The organism is Streptomyces sp. NBC_01017 (assembly GCF_045162795.1).
GTDB classification, from domain to species: domain Bacteria; phylum Actinomycetota; class Actinomycetes; order Streptomycetales; family Streptomycetaceae; genus Streptomyces; species Streptomyces machairae.
Map to the genome: position 1 here is coordinate 6,828,801 of NZ_CP108683.1, position 21,523 is coordinate 6,850,323.

Genomic DNA, 21,523 nt, shown 5'->3' on the forward strand with positions numbered 1-21,523 from the left:
CCGAGTCCGGGGCGCGTGCGACGCGGGTCACTTGCGGATCATGGCTCGATCCGGCGCAGGGCGAACCACAGCTCCATCCGTACGTCCGGGTCGTCCAGGTCCGTCTCCAGCAGCGTCGCGCACCGGGCGATCCGCTGCCGGACGGTGTTGCGGTGGACGGACAGGGCGACGGCCGTGCGGTCCCAGCTGCCGTGCAGGGAGAGCCAGGTGCGCAGGGTCTCCGTGAGCGGGGCGGTGAGCGGCGCGAGGAGGTCGCGGGCGTGGGCCTCCGCCTCGTCGGGGGCGAGCAGGTCGGTGAGGGCCGGGCGCTGGGTGCCGTGCCGGAACAGGGGCGTGCGGGTGGCCCTCGCCCTGGACAGGGCCCGCGCCGCCTGGGTGTCCGCCGCCGGCCAGTCCGGCGCGGTCGCCGGGGCGCTGACGCCGAGGGTCCAGCCCGGCTGCGGGGCCGGTTCGCGGTCCGCCGGGGCGAGGACGCGTACGACGTCCGGCGCCAGGTCGACCAGTGGGGAGCCCAGGGCCGCGCCCAGCGCGGAGGCGGCCACGGGGTCGCAGGGCTGGGTGTCGGGACTGCCGTGCACCACCAGCCAGTGCTCGGCACCCAGCAGCGGAGCCACCGCCTCCGGCTCGGCCCCCAGCAGCATCCGGACGAGCGCCGACGACCGTGCCGCTCCCGAGCCGCTCTGCTGCTCGCCGGTGAGGAGGGAGAGGAGCACGGCGGCGACGGAGGCGATGGTGTGATCGCCCGAGTCCCGGCGCGCGGCGGCGACACCGAGGACGAAGCCCTGTCCGCTGCCGAGGGCGTAGGCGGAGAGGTGGGTGCCGGCGATCGTGTCCGAGGCGGAGGAGGGGGTGGCGGCTGACCCGGCGCTCGGGCGCGGGGCTTCGAAGCGGGCGGCCTGCCCTGCGGGGCCGCGACTGCCTGCCCGCGCGGCACCCGGGGCGCCGGCCGGCCGGGTGGTCTGGGGCCCGGCGGTGACGCGCGCGGCTTGCGGGCCGGTGGCCGGGCGGGTGGTGTGCGGGCCGGTGGCCGGTCGGGCGGGGTCCGGGTCGGTGGTCGGGGGTTGCGGGTGTGTCGTTGCTCGGGCGGCTTGCGGGCTGCTGCCCGCTCGTGCGGCGCCCGGGATGCCGGTCGGCCGGGTGGCCTGGGCGCCGGTGGCCGGGCGGGTGGTGTGCGCGCCGCCGGCTGGTCGCGCGGACTCCGGGCCGGTGACGGCGGACGTGGGCTGCGGGTACGCCGGCGTCTGCGGGCCGGACGGCTGCCGGGCGCTCTCGCCGCCCGCCGCCGGCACCACCGGCCGTACCACCCCCGCCAGCTCCGCCAACGCCGCCCGCACCGCGGTCCCCGGCGCCGACCGCCCCGTCTCCCCGATCACCGCCCCCTCCGGCCCGTACAGCACCGCCCAGCCGCCCACCCGCTGGGCCAGCTGCCGCAGGACCGCGGGTACCGGGTCCGGGCGGGACGCCGCTGCCGCGAGGCTCTGCTGGGCCTCCGTCACGCGGCGCAGTTCGGCGTGACGGGCCTGGGCCATGAGTTGCCAGACGGCGCGGGCCACGCCGGAGAAGGTGGTCTGCGGCGGGACCTCCAGGAGCGGGAGACCGTAGGCGTCGCACGCCGCCACCAGGGCGCGCGGCACCGTGTCGTGGACCGGGGCGAGCCCGAAGCCGAGGGCCGCGCCGCCCGCCTCGACGATCCGCGACACGTAGTCGTCGAAGTACGTGCCCGAGCCCGCCGCCTCCGGGACGTGGACGCCGGCCGTCAGCAGCAGCTCGCCGCCCAGGAGGTAGGGAAAGGGATCGGCCATTTCCGAGGTGTGCGCCCAGTGGATCACCGTGTCCGCGTCGGCGGGTCCGGCGATCCGGCGCAGGGCCAGATCCTCTCTGGCCAGCAGCGCGGAGAGCGGTACCGGGGGAGTGGGCGGAACAGCCGGCTCCGGCATGTGGATATTTCCTTCAGTCGCACAACCGCAGATGGATGAAACGTACACTTCGCAGTCGCTTTCCGGCCACCTAGTGTCGACCCCTGTCACCCGCCGGCGACTTCGAGTGTCCGAGTTTCGAGTGTCCGATTGAGGGAGGTCCCTGTGGCCGTCGACTACGCAGTCATCGTCGTCTATCTGGCCGGCATGCTGGCCATGGGCTGGTGGGGCATGCGCCGCGCCAAGTCCAAGAGCGAGTTCCTGGTCGCCGGGCGCCGGCTCGGGCCGACGATGTACTCCGGCACCATGGCCGCGATCGTCCTCGGCGGCGCGTCCACCATCGGCGGTGTGGGGCTCGGCTACCAGTACGGCCTCTCCGGCGCCTGGATGGTGTTCACCATCGGCCTCGGCCTCCTCGCGCTCTCCGTCTTCTTCTCGGCCCGCATCGCCCGCCTGAAGGTCTACACCGTCTCCGAGATGCTGGACCTGCGCTACGGCGGCCGGGCCGGCGTCATCTCCGGCGTGGTCATGTGGGCGTACACCCTCATGCTCGCCGTCACGTCGACCATCGCGTACGCCACGATCTTCGACGTTCTCTTCGACATGAACCGCACCGTCGCGATCATCCTGGGCGGCTCGATCGTCGTCGCCTATTCGACGCTCGGCGGCATGTGGTCGATCACGCTCACCGACATGGTGCAGTTCGTGGTGAAGACCGTCGGCGTGCTCCTGCTGCTCCTGCCCATCGCCGTCGTCAAGGCCGGCGGGTTCAGCGAGATGAAGGCCCAGCTCCCCACCGAGTACTTCGACCCGCTCGGCATCGGCGGCGAGACGATCTTCACCTACGTCCTGATCTACACGTTCGGCATGCTGATCGGGCAGGACATCTGGCAGCGCGTGTTCACCGCCCGCAGCGACACGACCGCCAAGTGGGGCGGCACCGTCGCGGGCACCTACTGTCTCGCCTACGCCCTCGCCGGCGCCGTCATCGGCACGGCGGCCAAGGTGCTCTACCCCAAGCTCGGCAGCCCGGACGACGCCTTCGCGACCATCGTCAAGGACGAACTCCCGGTCGGCGTACGCGGGTTGGTGCTGGCCGCCGCCCTCGCCGCCGTGATGTCCACGTCCTCCGGCGCGCTCATCGCCTGCGCGACCGTCGCCAACAACGACATCTGGTCACGCCTGCGGGGAAGAATCACCACCGGTGAGCGTGACGAGGTGCAGGGCAACCGCGCCTTCATCCTCATCATGGGCGTCGCCGTGATCGGTACGGCCATCGCGCTCAACAACGTCGTCGAGGCGCTGACGGTGGCGTACAACCTGCTCGTCGGCGGACTCCTCGTCCCGATCCTCGGCGGACTGCTGTGGAAGAGGGGCACGGCACAGGGCGCGCTCGCCGCCGTCGCGGTCGGCGGTCTCGCCGTCATCGCCCTGATGGCGACCTACGGCATTCTCGCCAACGAGCCCGTCTACTACGGCCTGCTGTCTTCCCTCGCCGTGTACATCGCCGTCTCCTTGATGACGAAGCCGACCGACGCGGCCGTACTCGCCGCCTGGCGTGAGCGCCTTGCCGGGCGGGCTCCCGAACTCGCGTCCGAACCGGTGCCGGCTCACCAGTAGAGTCATAGGCAGATATCACTCATACGCGATGAAGCGTAGGAAAGAAGGCATTTCACTATGACTGGCAACGAGACGCCCCGCGGCCCCGTCGACTCCTCGCGCATCCCGCGGTACGCCGGACCCGCGACCTTCGCCCGGCTCCCGCGCCTCGACGAGGTCGGCCGCGCCGACGTCGCCGTGGTCGGTGTGCCGTTCGACTCGGGCGTCTCGTACCGGCCGGGCGCCCGCTTCGGCGGCAACGCGATCCGCGAGGCGTCCCGGCTGCTGCGCCCGTACAACCCGGCGCAGGACGCCTCCCCCTTCGCCCTCGCGCAGGTCGCGGACGGCGGCGACATCGCCGTGAACCCGTTCAACATCAACGAGGCCGTGGAGACCGTCGAGGCGGCCGCCGACGATCTGCTCGGCACCGGCGCCCGCCTGATGACCCTGGGCGGCGACCACACCATCGCGCTGCCGCTGCTGCGCTCGGTCGCCAAGAAGCACGGCCCGGTCGCCCTGCTCCACTTCGACGCCCACCTCGACACCTGGGACACGTACTTCGGCGCGGAGTACACCCACGGCACCCCGTTCCGGCGGGCGGTGGAGGAGGGCATCCTCGACACCGAGGCCCTGTCCCACGTCGGTATCCGCGGCCCGCTGTACGGCAAGCAGGACCTCACGGACGACGAGAAGATGGGCTTCGGCATCGTCACCTCGGCGGACGTCTACCGCCGCGGCGCCGACGAGGTGGCCGACCAGCTGCGCCAGCGCATCGGCGACCGCCCCCTCTACATCTCCATCGACATCGACTGCCTCGACCCGGCCCACGCGCCCGGCACCGGCACCCCCGAGGCCGGCGGCATGACGTCGCGCGAGCTGCTGGAGATCCTGCGCGGCCTCGCGTCCTGCAACCTGGTCTCGGCGGACGTCGTCGAGGTGGCGCCCGCGTACGATCACGCCGAGATCACGTCGGTGGCCGCGTCCCACACGGCGTACGAACTCACCACGATCATGTCCCGCCAGATCGCGGCGGCCCGGAAGGACTCGGAAGCGAAGTGACTCACGACCACGACCTGGTACTCCGCCCGACTCAGGCGCAGATCGACGCTGCACTGAATCCACCCGCCGGGCGCAACGGCGGGGACCTGGTCGTGGAGACGCTGGCCGGGCTCGGCGCGACGACCGTCTTCGGGCTGCCCGGCCAGCACGCGCTGGGCATGTTCGACGCGCTGCGCCGTTCCGACCTGCGGTACATCGGGCTGCGGGTGGAGAACAACGCCGGGTTCGCGGCGGACGCGTACGGCCGGATCACGGGCGAGGCGGCCCCGCTGCTGCTGTCGACGGGCCCGGGGGCGCTGACCTCGCTGGCCGCGCTGCAGGAGGCGGCCGCCGCATCGGCCCCCGTGCTGGCGATCAGCAGCCAGATCCCGACGGCGGGGCTGGGCGGCGGCAGGCACGGCTATCTGCACGAACTCCCCGACCAGGCGGCCTCGTTCAGGGGCGTGGTGAAGTCGGTCCACACGGTCCGCACCCAGTCCCAGATCCCCTCCGCGCTCGAAGCGGCCTGGAAGTCGGCGCTGACGGCCCCGCACGGCCCGGTGTGGGTGGAGATCCCGCAGGACGTGCTGCTCGCCGAGACATCGGTCCCGGTGGTGACCGGCGGCGACGCCTTCCCCGAGGAGCTGCCGCCCCGCCCCGAACTGACGGCGGTGGCCGCCCACCTGCTCTCGCAGGCCGAGCGCCCGGCGATCATCGCGGGCGGGGGAGTGGTACGGGCGGACGCCTCGGGCAAGCTGAGGCAGCTGGCGGAGACGCTCCAGGCGCCGGTCGTCGCGACCCCCGGCGGCAAGGGCGCGTTCCCCTGGACGCACCCGCTGTCCCTCCAGTCCTGGATCGAGGACCGGCACACGACGGACTTCCTGGAGGACGCCGACGTACTCCTGGTCGTCGGCTCGGGCCTCGGCGAACTCTCCTCGAACTACCACACGTTCAAGCCCCGCGGCCGGGTCGTCCAGATCGAGGCGGACCTCGGCAAGCTGGAGTCGAACCACCCGGCACTGGGCATCCACGCGGACGCGCGGCTCGCGTTGCAGGCGCTGTTGGAGACGGTGACGGAGCGCACGGACCCCACCGCGTCCGAGCGGGTACGAGCCGTCCTCGCGAAGGTCGCCGACCGCATCGCCGCCCAGGAACTCACCCTGGAGCAGGACGTGCTGGCGTCCGTCCGCAAGGCGCTCCCCGCCGACTCGCCGTCCTTCTGGGACATGACGATCCTGGCCTACTGGGCCTGGTCGGCCTTCGACGCCAAGGGCCCCAACCACATGCACACCGCCCAGGGCGCCGGCGGCCTCGGCTACGGCTTCCCGGCGGCGCTCGGCGCGGCCGCCGCGGACCCGAACCGCCCGGTGCTCGCGGTGTCCGGCGACGGCGGGGCCCTGTACTCGATCGCCGAGCTGGCGACGGCCAGGCAGTACGACCTGCCGGTCACCTGGCTGATCGTCGACGACGGCGGCTACGGCATCCTGCGCGAGTACATGACGGACGCCTTCGGCGAGGCCACGGCGACGGAGCTGACCCGCCCCGACTACGTGGCCCTGGCCGAGTCCTTCGGCGTCCCCGGGGTCCGTACGACCCCGGAGACCCTGGAAGCGGATCTGGCGAAGGCGCTTCAGACCCCTGGCCCGTCGGTGGTCGTACTCCCGGCGGTGCTACGGATGTTCGCGCCCACGCACCTCACGGCCTGACGGCCGGCTCAGCTTCCTGGTCGCGCGTGTCGTCGACGTGGTCGCGGTTGTGGCAGGCGTCGTCCACCGCGGGGCCGGTCAGCGGCAGGGCCCATGGGACGAGCGCGAGTGCCTCCTTGCAGAGGCCGGCGCCGGAGTAGCCGGCGATGGTGATCCGGCCCCGGTCGCCGTCGTCGGCGTGGGCCGGGGCGGCGAGTACGAGGGCTGCCATGGTGAGCGCGGCGAGCGCGCTGATCTTCTTCATGGCCGGGTCAACGGCAGCAGATACGCGCAGGTCACTACGCTGCACAGGTGGTAGCCGAACGCGCCAGGGCCGACGGGGCCCCTGGCGCGTCCACGGCTGCTGAGACAGGGCCGGGTGGCCTACCAGATCGCCTCGACCCACTCCGGGTGGTCGATGAACGGGTTGCGGTTGCCCTGGTAGCTGTCGTAGATGACCTCGTTGCGGCGCTCCTCGAAGGCGTTCGGCGGGTCCTCGTCGTTCCACTGCTTGAGGACCGAGAGACGGCCGTGGTACGGGACGCTGCCGTTGATCGAGTCGTTGGCCTCCAGGTCGGGCCAGCTGTCGTCGCCCTCGTAGCGGACGGCCATGTAGAGGATCATGCGGGCCACGTCGCCCTTGACGGCGTCGCGCGGCTCGAAGGAGTTGGAGTCGGTGAGGCTGCCGCCGGAGTTGGTGAAGCTGCTGCCGCCGTTGTCGAAGTCCTTGTTGCCGCGGATGCTGTTGACCTGCACGTCCTCGGGACGCAGGTGGTGCAGGTCGGTGCCGGGGCCGGCGGAGGTGCCGAAGTCGCCGTGGGACTGGGCCCACACGTGCTCGCGGTTCCAGTTGCCGGTGTTGCCGCCGTTCAGGGACTTGCTGCGGGAGATGCCGCTGTAGAGCAGGACCACGTTGCTGCTGTTGTTCGGGTCCTGGTCGGTGACCTTCAGGGCGTCCCAGACGGCCGAGTACGAGAGCCTGGTCTGGTCGCCGATGATCTCGTGCAGCGAGTCCTTCAGCGCCGAGCCGGTCTTGCCGATCGCGTCGGCGTAGTACGTGTCGTCGTACTCCGTCGTCGTCGCGGCGGCCGGAGCCGCGGTGAGCGCCGGAGCGGTGAGGCCGACCAGGACGGCGGCCGTGGTCAGCGCGACCGACTTCCAGCTGCGTATGTGTGTCGCCAGCATGTGGGGGTCCCATCTACGCGGGTTGAATGGAGGCGGCAAACGGGAGAGTGGCATGGACATGTGGTCGTGTCGAGGGTTTGCACGTGTCCATTGGGTGACGGGAAACGGCAAATCGGGGCTTGTCCGTGCGAGTTGACATGGCGAAACGGCCCCCGGCGGTTGGACCGGGGGCCGTTGGGCGTGGAGCGGGTCGGGGTCAGCCGATGTCCGACGGATCCAGGCGGTAGATCGCCGACTGGTTGCTCTGCGAAGAGGTGTCGGCGCCGGAGTCGGAACCGGAGTTGGAACCGGAGTCTGAACCCGAGTTGGAACCGGAACTTGACGTTGAGCCGTACTCGCTCTCCTTCACCGCCGTCCCGTTCTTCTGCACCCACTGAGTGACCTCGGAGCTGACGTCGCTGCCGCCGCCGGGACCGCCGCCCATGCCGCCGCCACCGAGCTGGATGTAGTGCAACTCGCCCTTCTTCACCAGCTCCTTGAGCTTGGCCAGGGTCATCGCATTGTCGCTGCCGGACCAGCCCCACATGGAGATGACGGGCTCACCGCTGCTCACGATCAGCTGGGCCGCGCTCTGCGAACTCGACACCGCCAGCAGCCACTTGGCGCCGTCCTGGTGCTTCTTGAGGTAGGTGATCAGCTCGCTGCTCGCGGCTCCGCCCATACCGCCGGGGCCGCCGCCCATGCCGCCGCCACCGGCCGTGGCGCCGGGCCGGCCGCCCGTGCCGTTGCCGGTTCCGGTGCCGCCGTCGGCCGTACCCGCGTTGCCGCCGGTGTTGCCGGTGCCGCCCGGAGGCGTACCGCCCATCTCGGCGTTGCCGCCGGAGGCCTGCCCGCCCTGCCCGCCGGGCGGTTGGCCGCCCCCGCCGCCGGGCATCTCGCCGTTCTGGCCCTGCTGCCCGCCGGCCTGGCCGCCCGGGAAGCCACCCCGGCCGCCGCCCCCACCGGGCCCGCCGCCGAAGCCGCTCCCCGTCGAGGGGCCGGCCGTCGGGTTCGTACCGCCCATGCCGCCGCCCGAACCGGACGGCACCGACCAGGCGTACGCCGCCGGGCCCGCCACGGCCGCGACGACCGCCGCCACCACGGATGCCGCCAGCAGCCGTATCCGTGTCCCGGACGCGGACCGGAAGACGAGCAGACCCGTGATCGCCAGCGCCATGACGACGGCGATCGTCGGCCACAGCCAGGTGTTCCAGCCGGAGGCCCGCCGCAGGAGTACGACCGCCCAGACGGCCGTGACGGCCAGTCCCGCCGGCAGCACCCACGTCCACCGCTTGTCGGCGCGGAACGCGCGCAGCAGCATCACGCCGCCGCCTGAGCACAGGGCCGCGATGCCGGGGGCGAGCGCGGTCGTGTAGTACGGGTGCATCGTGCCCTCGGCCATGGCGAAGGTCAGGTAGTGCAGGGCCGTCCAGCCGCCCCACAGCAGCAGCGCGGCCCGGGTGAGGTCGGTGCGCGGGGCACGGCCGCACAGCACCAGACCGCCGACGCAGGCGATGGCCGCGAAGGGGATGAGCCAGGAGATCTGCCCGCCGAGGATGTCGTTGAAGAGGCGGCCGAGCCCTGCGGTACCGGAGAAGCCGCCGCCTCCACCGCCGCCTCCACCGCCTCCGCCGTTGCCCTCGCCGCCGAGGATCCGGCCCAGGCCGTTGTAACCCGTGATCAGGTCCCAGGCCGTGCCGTCCGTCGAACCTCCGATGTAGGGGCGGTCGTCGGCCGGGACGAGGGAGACCGCCGCCGCCCACCAGAAGCTGGAGACGGCGAGAGCGACGCCCGCGACGAGGAGGTTGAGGACACGCTTCACGAGCTTCGGCTTCGCCGCGTACAGGTACACCGCGAAGACGGCGGGCAGTGCGATGTACCCCTGGAGCATCTTCGTGTTGAACGCGAGACCGAAGCACACCGCGGAGCCCACCAGCGGCAGCAGCCTGCCGTTGTGGACGGCCCGCAGGGCGAGCGCCGCGCCGCCGGCCATCAGGAACACCAGCAGCGTGTCGGGGTTGTTGTCACGGTTGATGGCGACCGTGATCGGGGTCAGGGCCAGGACCAGCGCGGCCACCGTCGCCGCGCCGTGGCCCCACACCCGCTTCACCGAGGCGTGCACGATCCAGATGGTCGCAAGCGCGACCAGGACCATCGGCAGCATCATCTGCCAGGTGCCGTAGCCGAACACGCGGCACGACAGGCCCATGACCATCAGGGCGAACGGCGGCTTGTCGACGGTGAGGAAGTTGCCCGCGTCCAGCGAGCCGAAGAACCACGCCTTCCAGCTCTGCGTGCCGCTCAGCACGGCCGCGCTGTAGAAGCTGTTGAGGCTGGAGCCCGACAGGTTCCAGGAGTACAGCACCGCCGCCAGGATCAGGATCGCGATCAGCGCGGGGAGTGACCAGCGCGGTGCTTTGCCCGGGGGCGCCGCGGGCGTGGCCGGGGGCGGCACGTCGGCGGTCACGGTCGTGTGGGGGTGGGGATCGGTGGCTGATGTCACCCGCGCATCGTGTGCGGTGGGGGTGGGTGCGGGCTGTGCCTGACCTGGGGCGTGCCTGTGGATCGCAACCCGGCAGCGGTCGGCGCGGTACTACGCTGAACGCCACCCCACCACCGGGAGCCGGCACAAGTCCCGTTTCCGGTCCGTGAATTGGAGGCATTGATGCACGCTCCGGTATCTGCGTCGGCCCGAAGACGTGGCTTTGGCTGTGCGGTAGGAGTGGCAGGGCTGCTCGCCGCAGCGGGATGCTCGGCGGACGCGTCCGGCAGTGGTTCCGGAGGCGGTCACGGAGGGGGCAAGGCCACTCAGAAGCCGAGCGCATGCTCGCTGCTGAAGCCCGATGACGTCCGAACGGCTTTCGGCGGTGTAGGGGACCCCTTCAACGGCACCCGGCCCGATGCCATCGACGGACAGCGCCCGTGGGGGTGCACATGGGGCAACCAGGCCTCCTACGCGAGCGTTGCCGAGACCGACGCGGAGCGCTATCGCGCCGACATCAAGGCACCTGGCGGGGACGTGATTCCCCAGAACATCGGGGAGGGAGATTCCTTCGCGGTCTACCCGGCCGACGATGACGAGCCGATGCGGTTCGCTTTCACCGTTGGTTCGGCCTACTACCGGCTGACCGTGGTTCCGGCACGCGACGGGGACTACCCAAGATTCCAGCAGAGCGACATCGGTACCGACTTGCTCCGGCTGCTGATTCCGGCCATGGAAGGCGCTCTGACCTGACGCCCGGCGCAGGTCGCGGTCGCGGTCGGCTCAGGGCCGTGATTCCTTGACAGCCGCGACGAACGCCGACCAGTTGGCGGCGGAGAAGACCAGCGCGGGGCCGTGCGGGACCTTGGAGTCGCGGACGGGGACGCCGGAGGGGTGGTTGTCGAGGACTTCGAGGCAGCTGCCGGCGTTGTTATCGCTGTGCGACGACTTGCGCCAGCCGCTCAGCGCGGCAGCGTTCTGGACGGTGCGCTCAGTCAAGGTGCTCGTACTCCTTCGCAGTGGCCTTCAGCAGGGCCAGTGAGTCCTTCAGCGGCATGGCGTCGCTCAGGGCCAGAGAGTAGAGGTGCTGCCACTTCTGGACCATGGACGGGGAATCGTGCAACCGCCCCATGTACCCGCCTTCGGTGTATGCCAGCGGCGGTTGGTCCTCGAACCACATCAGCGTGAGCATGCTGTGCGCCAGCGGATGATGGCCCACGTCAAACGGCAGCACATGCACGCGGATACGTCGAGTCTCCGCAAGGTGGACGACGTGCGTGATCTGCTCCGCCATGACATCCCCGGTAGCCACGGGACGTCGCAACACTGTCTCGTCCAACAGCACCCACACTGCGGGCGTCAGGGGATCTTCGAGGATCTTCGCGCGCTCAAGGCGTGTGACAACGCGCCTGTCACATTCCTCTTCACTCACCAGAGGGAAGACCGACCCCAGAACCGCACGCGCGTACCTTTTCGTCTGCAGGATGCCCGGAAAGTACGTCAGAGCGAACTCGTGGATCACCACCGCCTGTTGTTCGAGTACGCGCACCTTCTCGAAGTACTCGGCGATCGACTCCTCGTGGATCTGCGGCAGAAAACTGCTCAGCACATCCCCCGTACCCAGGGCAATGTCCAGCCGCCGAGCATCCTCCCTCGAAGGCACCCGTCGCCCCGCCTCGATATGCGCGATGTGCGAACGCGTCATGAACGCCCGGTCGGCCAGCTCCTCCTGCGTCAGCCCCGCCGCCTCGCGCTGCTGCCTGAGCCAGTCACCGTACGTGTTGCTCATGGCCAACTCCCTTGTGACGAATGCCTGGTCACATTCGACCCTCTGGCGAGGCTAGCCCGACCCGTCTCAGTCTGTGAGTTGATCGCTACAGAACGCGATACCCCCGCGACCGTCCGACCGGTCCGGGGGCGTGGTCATCAACTAACGCTGGGAGCCGACGACATGAGTCACCGTATCGCCCATCTCTGCGCGCCGCTGCTACGTCTTCTGGGCCGCCCGGCCGGGAAGGCGAGCCGTGCTGTTCTCCACGGGCCGACCGTTCACCAAACCGGTGTCCACACACCGACGGCGCCGCCTCTGGTCGCCGTACCCGGAATCGGTATCGGGTCCTGCGGCATGCTCGCGGCGCGAGCGGGGGTCGCCCGATGAAGGAGGACGTGCACATCACTCACCCCGCGACACGTGTACGCCTGCTCCCCTGGACCGGGGAAGGTGGCAAACCGTGCTACCTCGGCACCGGCGGAACCGGCCCTGTCTCCCGTGCGGCGGACGCCGTCGAGAGCGTTCAGCTCGGAATGGCGGGCGAGCTCCTCGACCACGCGGACGACATGCTCGCCGACCGGCGAGCAACGCCCGCGCAGCTCCGCTTCCTGCTGGCCCGGATGAGCGAGGCGCTGACCGATGTCCGTCGGATCGCGGAGAGCCGGGGTGCGCGTGTTCCCGTCCCCGCCTGCGACGACTCCGACCAGTGATCAGAAATGCGTGGTGATCCCGAACACCCGCCGCAGCTGAGCCATGTCGTGCCGGTCGCGGTCCGCCGGCTCGTACCCCTGGTGGAAGTGGACCTGCTGCTCGGCGGACAGGCACGGGACCGTCGTACCGCCGATCCTGCCCGTCACGAAGGCCGACGCGGGGTAGACGAAGGGGCGCGACGGTTCGGGTGACGCCTGGAGCGCGGAGCCGTCCTCGGCGAAGACCAGGGGGTGGAGGTCGATCTCCCGTCCGTCCGGAGCGGTGACCACGAACCGGACCGGACGCCGGTCCAGGGTCTCCACGAAGCCCGCCTCCGCGAGGGCTGCCACCACGGCCGTCTCCTGGTCCTGGCGGTGCATCAGGTCCAGGTCGCGGTGGTCGCGGGTCTGCTCCCCGATCAGGGCGTCGATGCCCCAGCCGCCGCCGATCCAGATGTCGGTCCGCGCCTTTCGGAGCAAGGACAGGACGGACAGTACGCCGTCAGCGGTCATCATGCGTACAACCTTTCATGCGTGCTCGTTGGTCATAAGGACATGACTCACGGGACAACGAGCAAGAAGGCAAGGCGCGTTTCCGGACGCGCGAGAGCGGGCGTCGCGGCAGGTGTGGGCGTCGGCGTCGTCATGGCGTCCATAGCCGTCGCCACCCCGGCCGTCGCGGCGCCCGCGCCCGCCGTCAGCTGTACGTCCGCCAAGGCCGGACTCGCCGCCAAGTTGACGAAGGACATCACCGCCGCCCTGGCCAACCGCAAGGGCACCGTCGCGGTCGGCCTCTACGACCGTTCCACCAACACCACCTGCGCCCTGCGGGCCTCCAGCGCCTTCGACTCCGCCAGTGTCGTCAAGGTCACCGTGCTGGCCGCGCTGCTGTGGGACGCGAAGAAGCACAACCGGTACCTCACCGCTCGTGAGACGTCCCTCGCCAAGGCCATGATCACCAAGTCGGACAACGCCGCGACCAGCACGCTCTGGAAGCAGCTCGGCCTGACGAAGATCAAGGGCTTCCTCACGGCTGCCGGTATGACCCAGACCAAGCCCGGCGCGAACGGCTACTGGGGCCTGACCCAGATCACCGTCACCGACGAGCAGAAGCTGCTGAAGCTCATCACGGCCAAGAACGCGGTGCTCAGCGACAACTCCCGTGCCTACATCCTGCAGTTGATGGGCCAGGTCGTCTCCTCGCAGCGCTGGGGCACACCGTACGGAGTGCCGTCCGGCGTCACGGTGGCGGTCAAGAACGGCTGGCTGCAACGCGCCACCCAGGGCTGGCGGGTGCACAGCGTCGGCGCCTTCAAGGGGCGCGGCCACGACTACGTGATCACGGTGCTCACCCATGGCAACAGCACCATGAACTACGGCATCACGACCATTCAGGGCGTCGCCAAGGTCATCCACAAGGACCTGGCCGCGAGCTGAGCCTTAACGAGGCGGCCCACCTCGCGTCACCCACCCGCCCTACGGTGACCCCCATGCGCCTGAGAACCGTACTCGCGACCGCCACCGCGGGCCTGGCGGCGGCCACCTGCCTCACCGCCGCCGGCCCCGCGAACGCCCACGCCACCTCGCCGGGCCGCCACGCCTGCTCGCCCTCCGTCTCCATCGACCGCTTCTCCGACGCGCTCGACAAGACGACGTACGAGGGCACCTTCGTCGGTAACTTCTCCGCGCTCGCCGTGGACCGCGACGGCTCCCTCGCCGCCGTCTCCGACCGCTCCTCCCTCTTCCACCTGAACGGCAGGACGCTCGCGCCGGAGAAGGCCGTCCCGCTCGCCGACGAGAGCGGCGCCGCCCTCGACTCCGAGGGCCTCGTCATCGACCGGGACGGCACCCGGCTGATCTCCTCGGAGACCGAGCCGTCCATCCGCCGCTACTCCCGCGACGGCCGGATCCTCGACCGCCTCCCCGTGCCGGACGCGCTGAAGGTCGCCCCGGCCGGCCGCGCCGTCTCCAACGGCACCTTCGAGGGCCTGACCCTCCTCCCCGGCGGCCGCACCCTGCTCGCGTCGATGGAGTACGCCCTGACCGGCGACAGCGCCGGCATCGTCCGCTTCCAGACCTGGAACCGGACCAAGGGCGGCCACTTCGAGCTCGGCCGCCAGTACGCCTACCGCACCGACACCGGCCTCGGCGTCCCCGAGGTCCGGGCGACCCCCGACGGCCGCCTCCTCGTCCTGGAGCGCGGCTTCACCGCAGGCGTCGGGAACACGGTCCGGCTCCACCTGGCCGACCCGCGCCGCGCCACGGACACCAGCGGTGTCGAGAAGCTCACGGGCCAGGACGGCGTCCGCCTGATCAAGAAGACGCTCCTCGCCGACCTCGTGACCTGCCCGTCACTGGGAGCGACCGCCAAGCAGCCCCAGCCGAACCCGCTCCTCGACAACATCGAGGGCATGGCGATCACGGGCCGTACGAGCGGCCGCCTGAAGGTGTTGCTGGTCAGCGACGACAACCAGAACGCCGTACAGACGACCCGGTTCTATTACCTGCGAGTACGCATCTGAGCACACCACCCCGGGTTTGTTGCGGCGGGATGAAATCGAAGCTCGTCGGCGTTGGTGCCTTCCGGTAGATCAGGACGAAGGAGGGCACCGGCGTGGCAGTGCAACGGGGATGGGCACGACGGCTGTGGGGCTATGCCTGGCGCTACCGCAGGGACGTGATCCTCGCCCTCGGCTCCTCCCTCGTCGGAATGGCCGTCATGGCGGTCGTCCCGCTGATCACGAAGGTGATCATCGATGACGTCATCGGCGACCACACCCGCGGCATGGCCGTCTGGGCCGGCCTGCTGATAGCCGCCGCCTTCGTCGTCTACGTCCTCACCTACATCCGCCGCTACTACGGCGGCCGCCTCGCCCTCGACGTCCAGCACGATCTGCGCACGGACATGTTCGGGACGATCACCCGGCTCGACGGGCGGCGGCAGGACGAGCTGTCCACCGGACAGGTCGTCGGGCGGGCCACCAGCGACCTCCAGCTGATCCAGGGCCTGCTCTTCATGCTCCCGATGACCATCGGGAACTTCGCGCTCTTCCTGATCTCCCTGATCGTGATGGCGTGGCTGTCGCTGCCGCTCACCCTCGTCGCCCTCGCCGTCGCCCCGGCCCTGTGGTGGATCGCCAAGCGCAGCCGTACCAAGCTGCACCCCTCCACCTGGTACGCCCAGGCCCAGGCCGCCGCCGTCGCCGGCGTCGTCGACGGGGCCGTCAGCGGCGTACGCGTGGTGAAGGGGTTCGGGCAGGAGGAGCAGGAGACCGGGAAGCTCAGGGAGGTCAGCCGACGGCTCTTCGCGGGGCGGCTGCGCACCGTCCGCTTCAACTCCAGGTACACCCCGGCCCTGCAGGCCGTCCCTGCTCTCGGGCAGGTCGCCATGCTCGCGGTCGGCGGCTGGCTGGCGGTGCGCGGGCACATCACGCTGGGTACGTTCGTGGCGTTCTCCACCTACCTCGCCCAGCTGGTCGGCCCGGTCCGGATGCTCGCCATGGTCCTCACGGTCGGGCAGCAGGCCCGCGCCGGCACCGAGCGCGTGCTGGAGCTGATCGACACCGAGCCGTCGATCAAGGACGGCACCAAGACGCTGCCCGCCGACGCCCCCGCGACCGTCGAGTTCGACGACGTGTCCTTCGGTTACGACGACGAGCGGCCGGTGCTGGACGGGCTCTCCTTCGAGATCCAGCCCGGCGAGACCCTCGCCGTCGTCGGCTCCTCCGGCTCCGGCAAGTCCACCGTCTCCCTCCTCCTCCCGCGCTTCTACGACGTCACACGCGGCGCCGTCCTCATCGGCGGCCACGACGTCCGCGAGCTGACCTCCGACTCGCTGCGGGCCGCGATCGGACTGGTCCCCGAGGACTCCTTCCTCTTCTCGGACACGGTCCGCAACAACATCGCCTACGGCCGTCCCGACGCGACCGACGAGCAGATCGAGGCCGCCGCACGCGCCGCCCAGGCGGACCGCTTCATCGCCGAGCTGCCCGACGGCTACGAGACCACGGTCGGCGAGCACGGCCTCACCCTCTCCGGCGGCCAGCGCCAGCGCGTCGCGCTCGCCCGCGCGATCCTCACCGACCCGCGGCTCCTCGTCCTCGACGACGCGACCTCCGCGGTGGACGCCCGCGTCGAGCACGAGATCCACGAGGCGCTGGGGCACGTCATGGAGGGCCGCACCACCCTCCTCATCGCGCACCGCCGCTCCACCCTCGGCCTCGCCGACCGCATCGCCGTCCTCGACGCCGGCCGCCTCGCCGACATCGGCACCCACGAGGAACTCCAGGAACGCTCCGCCCTCTACCGCCGCCTCCTCACCGACCCCGACGAACTCGGCGGCGTCTCACCCGGCCACGCCCGGCCCGCCTGCCCGCAGGAGGACACTTCCGTACGGGACGAGCTGGACGCCGAGTTCGACGCCGAGCGCGGGGTGACGCCGAGGCTGTGGACCGGCGACCGCGAGCGCAGGGACCCGGCGCTCACGGAGTCCCCGGCCACACCCGAACTCCTCGCCCAGGTGGAGGCGCTGCCCCCGGCCGTCGACCGTCCCGACATCGACGAGGCCGACGCGGTCCGGCCGGAGGAGTCGTACGGCCTGAAACGGCTGTTGCGCGGCTTCGCGCTGCCCCTGCTGATCAGCCTCGGCCTCGTCGCCATGGACGCCGGCATGGGACTGCTGCTCCCCGTCCTGATCCGGCACGGCATCGACTCGGGCGTCACGCAGGTCGCCCTCGGCGCGGTCTGGGCGGCATCCCTGCTGGCCCTGCTCGCCGTGACCGTCCAGTGGGTGGCGCAGATCGGCGAGACGCGGATGACCGGACGCACCGGCGAGCGCGTCCTGTACTCGCTGCGGCTGAAGATCTTCGCCCAGCTCCAGCGGCTCGGACTCGACTACTACGAGCGCGAGCTGACCGGCCGGATCATGACCCGGATGACGACGGACGTCGACGCCCTGTCGACCTTCCTCCAGACGGGCCTGGTCACCGCCTTCGTCTCCGTCGTCACCTTCTTCGGCATCATGGTCGCCCTGCTGGTGATCGACATCCAGCTGGCCCTCGTCGTGTTCGCGACGCTGCCGCCGCTGATCGTCGCGACGTACTACTTCCGCCGGGCCAGCGTGAAGGCGTACGAACTCGCCCGTGAGCGGGTGTCCGTGGTGAACGCCGACCTCCAGGAGTCGGTGTCCGGGCTGCGGATCGTGCAGGCCTTCCGGCGCGAGCGGGACGGCGGCGCACGGTTCGCCGAGCGCAGCGACAGCTACCGCAGGGCCCGCATCCGGGGGCAGTTCCTGATCTCGATCTACTTCCCCTTCGTGCAGTTCCTGTCGTCGGGGGCCGTGGCGGCGGTCCTGATCGTGGGCGGCGGCCGGATCGACGAAGCGACGCTGACGACCGGCGCGCTGGTGGCGTATCTGCTCTACATCGACCTGTTCTTCGCCCCCGTCCAGCAGCTCTCCCAGGTCTTCGACGGCTACCAGCAGGCCACGGTCTCGCTCGGCCGCATCCAGGAGCTGCTGCGGGAGCCGACCTCGACGAAGGCTGCCGCCGAGCCGCTGGAGGTGCTGTCCCTGCGGGGCGAGGTCGCCTTCGAGGACGTGCACTTCAAGTACGGCGACGACGAGGCGGCGCTGAGCGACGTCGCCCTGCGGATCCCGGCCGGGCAGACGGTCGCGTTCGTCGGGGAGACCGGCGCGGGCAAGTCGACGCTCGTGAAGCTGGTGGCGCGGTTCTACGACCCGACCGGCGGCCGTGTCACGGTCGACGGCACGGACCTGCGCTCCCTGGACATCACGTCGTACCGCCACCGGCTCGGGGTCGTCCCGCAGGAGGCGTATCTCTTCCAGGGCACCGTCCGCGACGCCATCGCCTACGGCCGCCCCGACGCGACGGACGCCGAGGTCGAGGCCGCGGCCCGCGCGGTCGGCGCCCACGAGATGATCGCCACCCTCGACGGCGGCTACCTGCACGAGGTCGCCGAGCGCGGCCGCAACCTCTCCGCCGGGCAGCGCCAGCTGATCGCACTCGCCCGCGCCGAGCTGGTCGACCCCGACATCCTGCTCCTCGACGAGGCGACGGCAGCGCTGGACCTGGCCACGGAGGCCCAGGTCAACCACGCCACGGACCGCCTTGCGGGCCGCCGTACCACCCTTGTCGTCGCCCACCGCCTGACCACGGCCGCCCGCGCGGACCGGGTCGTGCTGATGGACCACGGACGGGTCGCGGAGGACGGGACGCACGAGGAGCTGCTGGCGCGCGGCGGGCAGTATGCGGAGCTGTGGCGGACCTTCATCGGGGCGGCGGAGCCGGAGGAGCCGGTGGGGGCGGCTCGGTAGGTGACGCGCGGCGTGACGGCCGTGACGGCCGTGACGGCCGTGCAACCGTCCGGCATACGCCGTGCGTCCGTACACCAGTACGCTCATTGCCGGTGTACGGGGAGGACAACCAAGTGGACAGAGGTGCGATACGCCGACGACTGGCCGTCGGCCTGGCGTTGCTGACCGCGTCCGGACTGCTCGCGGTCGCGGTCCCGGCCGAGGCGCAAGCCGCCGCCTCGCGCTGTGAAGGACGCAAGGTCAGGACGTACCCGTTCGCCACCGGCACCCTGTACGTCTACAAGCGGGGCGGCCACATCTGCGCGATCACCGTGCCCAAGGACCCCGGGCGCAGGCAGAAGATGATGGTCAGCGTGCAGGCGTACCGGGCCAGGGCGGTCGTCGACGAGGGCCAGTACAGCCGCCGCGCCGGCCCGGTCACCGTCCACGCCGGGCACCGCTGCGTGTGGGTGAAGGGGAAGGTGGGGCGGGGGTCCGTGAGCAAGGGCTGGATTCTGTGCTGACCGGTCGGGTCGCCGCCGCCCTCCGCGCGCCACGCCGGCCGCTCCTCTCTGTCTGAACGCCTCCGCCGGCCCTGCTTCCCCTGATGTCTCCATCTCCCCTGTTGTCCCGGTGAGTTGACCGATAGCTTGCGCCGGACATCTGTTACTCAGGGGAGGGTGCATGGCGCGCAAGACCCTCAGATGGCTGCTGGCGCTCGCGCTTTTCATAGGCACGCTCGGCACGGCTTCGACAGGGGCGGCCACCGCCGCCGAGCCGGACATCAAGCAACGTCTGCTGTCCATACCGGGCATGAGCCTCATCGAGGAGAAGCCGTACCCCGGCTACCGCTTCTTCGTCCTCGCGTACACGCAGCCCGTCGACCACCGCAATCCGTCCGCGGGGACCTTCCAGCAGCGTCTCACCGTGCTGCACCGGGACGTCTCCCGCCCGACCGTCTTCTACACCAGCGGCTACGAGGTCTCCACGACACCGAGCCGCCGCGAGCCGACGCAGATCGTCGACGGCAACCAGGTCTCCATGGAGTACCGCTTCTTCACACCGTCCCGCCCCGAACCGGCCGACTGGACCAAGCTGGACATCCGGCAGGCGGCGGCCGACCAGCACCGCATCTTCACGGCGCTGAAGCCGATCTACGACAAGAAGTGGCTCTCCACCGGCATTTCGAAGGGCGGCATGACCGCCACGTACTACGAGCGATTCCACCCCCGTGACATGGACGGCGTCGTCGCCTACGTGGCTCCCAACGACGTGGTGGACGCAGAGGACTCGGCGTACGACCGCCACCTCGCCCACGTCGGCACCAAGGCGTGCCGGGACCGGCTGAACGCTGTGCAGCGGGAGGCGCTGGTGCGCCGGGAGCCGCTGAAGGAACGGTACGCGGCGTACGCGGCCGAGCACGGCTACACCTTCGACACGCTCGGCAGCCTGGACAAGGCGTACGAGTCGGTCGTCCTGGACTACGTCTGGGGCTTCTGGCAGTACAGCCGGCCCTCCGACTGCGACACGATCCCGGCGGACGCGGCGCACGCCACCGACGAGGCGATCTGGAACTCCATCGACAAGGTCGGGGGTTTCTCCTTCTACACGGACCAGGGCCTGGAGCCGTACACGCCGTACTACTACCAGGCGGCTACGCAGCTGGGCGCACCGGCGATCGGGTTCCCGCACATAGAGCGCAAGTTGATCCGCTACGGCTACCTGCCGCCACGCGACTGCGTCCCACGTGAGATCCCGACGCGATTCCAGCCAAGGGTCATGCGCGACGTGGACACCTGGGTCCGTCACAACGCCCGGCACATGATGTTCGTCTACGGCGAGAACGACCCCTGGGGCGCGGAACGCTTCCGAGTCGACAAGGGCGCGCGTGACGCCTACGTCTTCACGGCACCGGGAGCCAACCACGGGGCGCTCGTGGCGGGCCTTTTGCCCACCGAGCGCGAGCTGGCCACGGCCCGCATCCTGAAGTGGGCGGGCGTCGCGTCACCAACGGCCGAGCCGAGGCCGCTGGCGGCGTACGACGCGAAGCTCGACGTACGGGGCGTGGAACGGGAGTCCGCGCTGCGTCCGTGACGTCCCACGGCTGAGCTGTCCCGGCGCCTCACACCGGCCGCGCGCAGCCCACCGGTTTCTCGCCGCCCAGCTGGACGTACAGCGCCGTGGACAGCGGGCACTTCGCCCGCTTGTCCACGGCCTTGGCCACCTCGTACTGCGGCTTCTGCCGCCCCTCGCCGTCGCACGCCGTCTCGCGCACCTGCCCGTCGCCGGAGCTGTAGACGCAGTCGCCGACGATCGTGCGGGGTCCGCCTCCGCTGCCCGGGTCGCCGGGGTGGGGCGGCGCCAGGTTGCGCATACAGGCGTAGCCCTGCGGGATCGCGCCGTCGCCGTCCTCGTCGGACGTCCGGCTCTGTTCGCTGATGTGCAGCACGAAGTCCGTGGTCCCCGGGCACAGCGGCCCGTCGCCGACCTTGCCGTCGTGCCGCGCCACGACCCGCGCCGCCGCCCGCTCACCGGTGCAGGACACCTCGGTGAAACTCGTCGTCCCGAAGGAGCTGCACTCGTCGACGCCGAGGAACACCGCGCCGTAGCCCGCGGGCCGCGTCGGCGGTGTCACCAGCTGCTCGCCGGCGCCTCCGCCCTCGCTCCGGCTCTCGCTCCCGTTCCCGCTCTCACTGAGCCGCCCGTTCTGCTCCGCCGCCCCCGACGGACTCTGACACCCCGTCAGCAACGCGCTGAGCAGCGCAAGCAACGCGGCGGCCACCCCAACAGCACTTCTCGCACGCATCGCACTCCCCCCGGTACCCCCGCCCAGCGTGACCCGCCGCAGCGGGCCCACGCCAGACGT

18 protein-coding genes are annotated in these 21,523 nt (G+C 70.9%); 10 read left to right on the forward strand and 8 right to left on the reverse strand.

Features of this window, described 5'->3' with window-relative positions:
• Positions 1-38: 38 nt before the first annotated feature.
• Positions 39-1,937: a PucR family transcriptional regulator ligand-binding domain-containing protein gene (locus OG331_RS31335; RefSeq protein WP_406202369.1), complete on the reverse strand. Its 1,899-nt coding sequence runs from the start codon at positions 1,935-1,937 to the stop codon at positions 39-41.
• Between the two features lie 144 nt (positions 1,938-2,081).
• Between OG331_RS31335 and OG331_RS31340 the strand changes: the two genes are divergently transcribed.
• The 3 genes from OG331_RS31340 to OG331_RS31350 are packed head-to-tail and all read left to right on the forward strand — an operon-like array spanning position 2,082 to position 6,259.
• A complete protein-coding gene (locus tag OG331_RS31340; protein ID WP_406202371.1) occupies positions 2,082-3,536 on the forward strand; it encodes a sodium:solute symporter in 1,455 nt (484 codons plus the stop codon).
• A 57-nt stretch (positions 3,537-3,593) separates the two neighbouring features.
• Positions 3,594-4,574 (forward strand): agmatinase, encoded by a 981-nt coding sequence (speB, locus tag OG331_RS31345; RefSeq protein WP_328881492.1) that lies wholly within the window; start codon positions 3,594-3,596, stop codon positions 4,572-4,574.
• The gene (locus tag OG331_RS31350) at positions 4,571-6,259 is read left to right on the forward strand and encodes a thiamine pyrophosphate-binding protein (RefSeq protein WP_406202373.1); all 1,689 of its coding nucleotides are present in this window, start codon (positions 4,571-4,573) and stop codon (positions 6,257-6,259) included. Before speB ends, OG331_RS31350 begins: the two co-directional genes overlap by 4 nt.
• On the opposite strand, the gene OG331_RS31355 is transcribed toward OG331_RS31350, so the two are convergent.
• The 3 genes from OG331_RS31355 to OG331_RS31365 form a co-directional block, all read right to left on the reverse strand.
• Positions 6,249-6,503 carry a hypothetical protein gene (locus tag OG331_RS31355; RefSeq protein WP_406202375.1) on the reverse strand — a complete coding sequence of 85 codons (255 nt, stop codon included), beginning with the start codon at positions 6,501-6,503 and terminating at the stop codon, positions 6,249-6,251. The genes OG331_RS31350 and OG331_RS31355 overlap by 11 nt on opposite strands.
• Before the next feature lie 119 nt (positions 6,504-6,622).
• Complete coding sequence (locus OG331_RS31360) at positions 6,623-7,423, reverse strand: endonuclease I family protein (RefSeq protein ID WP_406202377.1); 801 nt, start codon at positions 7,421-7,423, stop codon at positions 6,623-6,625.
• A gap of 196 nt (positions 7,424-7,619) precedes the next feature.
• Positions 7,620-9,905: an ArnT family glycosyltransferase gene (locus tag OG331_RS31365; RefSeq protein WP_406202379.1), complete on the reverse strand. Its 2,286-nt coding sequence runs from the start codon at positions 9,903-9,905 to the stop codon at positions 7,620-7,622.
• Positions 9,906-10,124: 219 nt separating this feature from the next.
• On the opposite strand from OG331_RS31365, the gene OG331_RS31370 reads away from it, so the two are divergent.
• The gene (locus tag OG331_RS31370) at positions 10,125-10,637 is read left to right on the forward strand and encodes a hypothetical protein (protein WP_406202381.1); all 513 of its coding nucleotides are present in this window, start codon (positions 10,125-10,127) and stop codon (positions 10,635-10,637) included.
• A 30-nt stretch (positions 10,638-10,667) separates the two neighbouring features.
• On the opposite strand, the gene OG331_RS31375 is transcribed toward OG331_RS31370, so the two are convergent.
• The gene (locus tag OG331_RS31375) at positions 10,668-10,883 is read right to left on the reverse strand and encodes a DUF397 domain-containing protein (protein WP_406202383.1); all 216 of its coding nucleotides are present in this window, start codon (positions 10,881-10,883) and stop codon (positions 10,668-10,670) included.
• Positions 10,876-11,673, reverse strand: coding sequence for a Scr1 family TA system antitoxin-like transcriptional regulator (locus OG331_RS31380; protein WP_406202385.1), 798 nt, complete (start codon positions 11,671-11,673; stop codon positions 10,876-10,878). The genes OG331_RS31375 and OG331_RS31380 overlap by 8 nt, the downstream gene beginning before the upstream one ends.
• A 377-nt stretch (positions 11,674-12,050) precedes the next feature.
• Between OG331_RS31380 and OG331_RS31385 the strand changes: the two genes are divergently transcribed.
• The gene (locus OG331_RS31385; protein ID WP_406202387.1) at positions 12,051-12,365 is read left to right on the forward strand and encodes a hypothetical protein; all 315 of its coding nucleotides are present in this window, start codon (positions 12,051-12,053) and stop codon (positions 12,363-12,365) included.
• Here the strand turns inward: OG331_RS31385 and OG331_RS31390 are convergent, their stop codons facing one another.
• Positions 12,366-12,860 carry a nucleotidyltransferase domain-containing protein gene (locus OG331_RS31390; protein ID WP_406202389.1) on the reverse strand — a complete coding sequence of 165 codons (495 nt, stop codon included), beginning with the start codon at positions 12,858-12,860 and terminating at the stop codon, positions 12,366-12,368.
• A 129-nt stretch (positions 12,861-12,989) separates the two neighbouring features.
• Here OG331_RS31390 and OG331_RS31395 point away from each other — a divergent pair, with 129 nt between their 5' ends.
• From OG331_RS31395 to OG331_RS31415, 5 genes are all read left to right on the forward strand, one after another.
• Positions 12,990-13,781 (forward strand): serine hydrolase, encoded by a 792-nt coding sequence (locus OG331_RS31395; protein ID WP_406210400.1) that lies wholly within the window; start codon positions 12,990-12,992, stop codon positions 13,779-13,781.
• A 53-nt stretch (positions 13,782-13,834) separates the two neighbouring features.
• Positions 13,835-14,866, forward strand: coding sequence for an esterase-like activity of phytase family protein (locus tag OG331_RS31400; RefSeq protein ID WP_406202391.1), 1,032 nt, complete (start codon positions 13,835-13,837; stop codon positions 14,864-14,866).
• A gap of 92 nt (positions 14,867-14,958) precedes the next feature.
• Positions 14,959-18,678: an ABC transporter ATP-binding protein gene (locus OG331_RS31405; protein ID WP_406202393.1), complete on the forward strand. Its 3,720-nt coding sequence runs from the start codon at positions 14,959-14,961 to the stop codon at positions 18,676-18,678.
• A 113-nt stretch (positions 18,679-18,791) separates the two neighbouring features.
• On the forward strand, positions 18,792-19,181 hold the full coding sequence (locus tag OG331_RS31410) for a hypothetical protein (RefSeq protein WP_328881503.1): 390 nt from the start codon (positions 18,792-18,794) through the stop codon (positions 19,179-19,181).
• 160 nt (positions 19,182-19,341) lie between these two features.
• The gene (locus OG331_RS31415) at positions 19,342-20,751 is read left to right on the forward strand and encodes an aminopeptidase (RefSeq protein WP_406202395.1); all 1,410 of its coding nucleotides are present in this window, start codon (positions 19,342-19,344) and stop codon (positions 20,749-20,751) included.
• A 28-nt stretch (positions 20,752-20,779) separates the two neighbouring features.
• On the opposite strand, the gene OG331_RS31420 is transcribed toward OG331_RS31415, so the two are convergent.
• Positions 20,780-21,463, reverse strand: a complete 684-nt coding sequence (locus tag OG331_RS31420) for a hypothetical protein (RefSeq protein WP_406202397.1) — start codon at positions 21,461-21,463, stop codon at positions 20,780-20,782.
• Positions 21,464-21,523 lie beyond the last annotated feature (60 nt).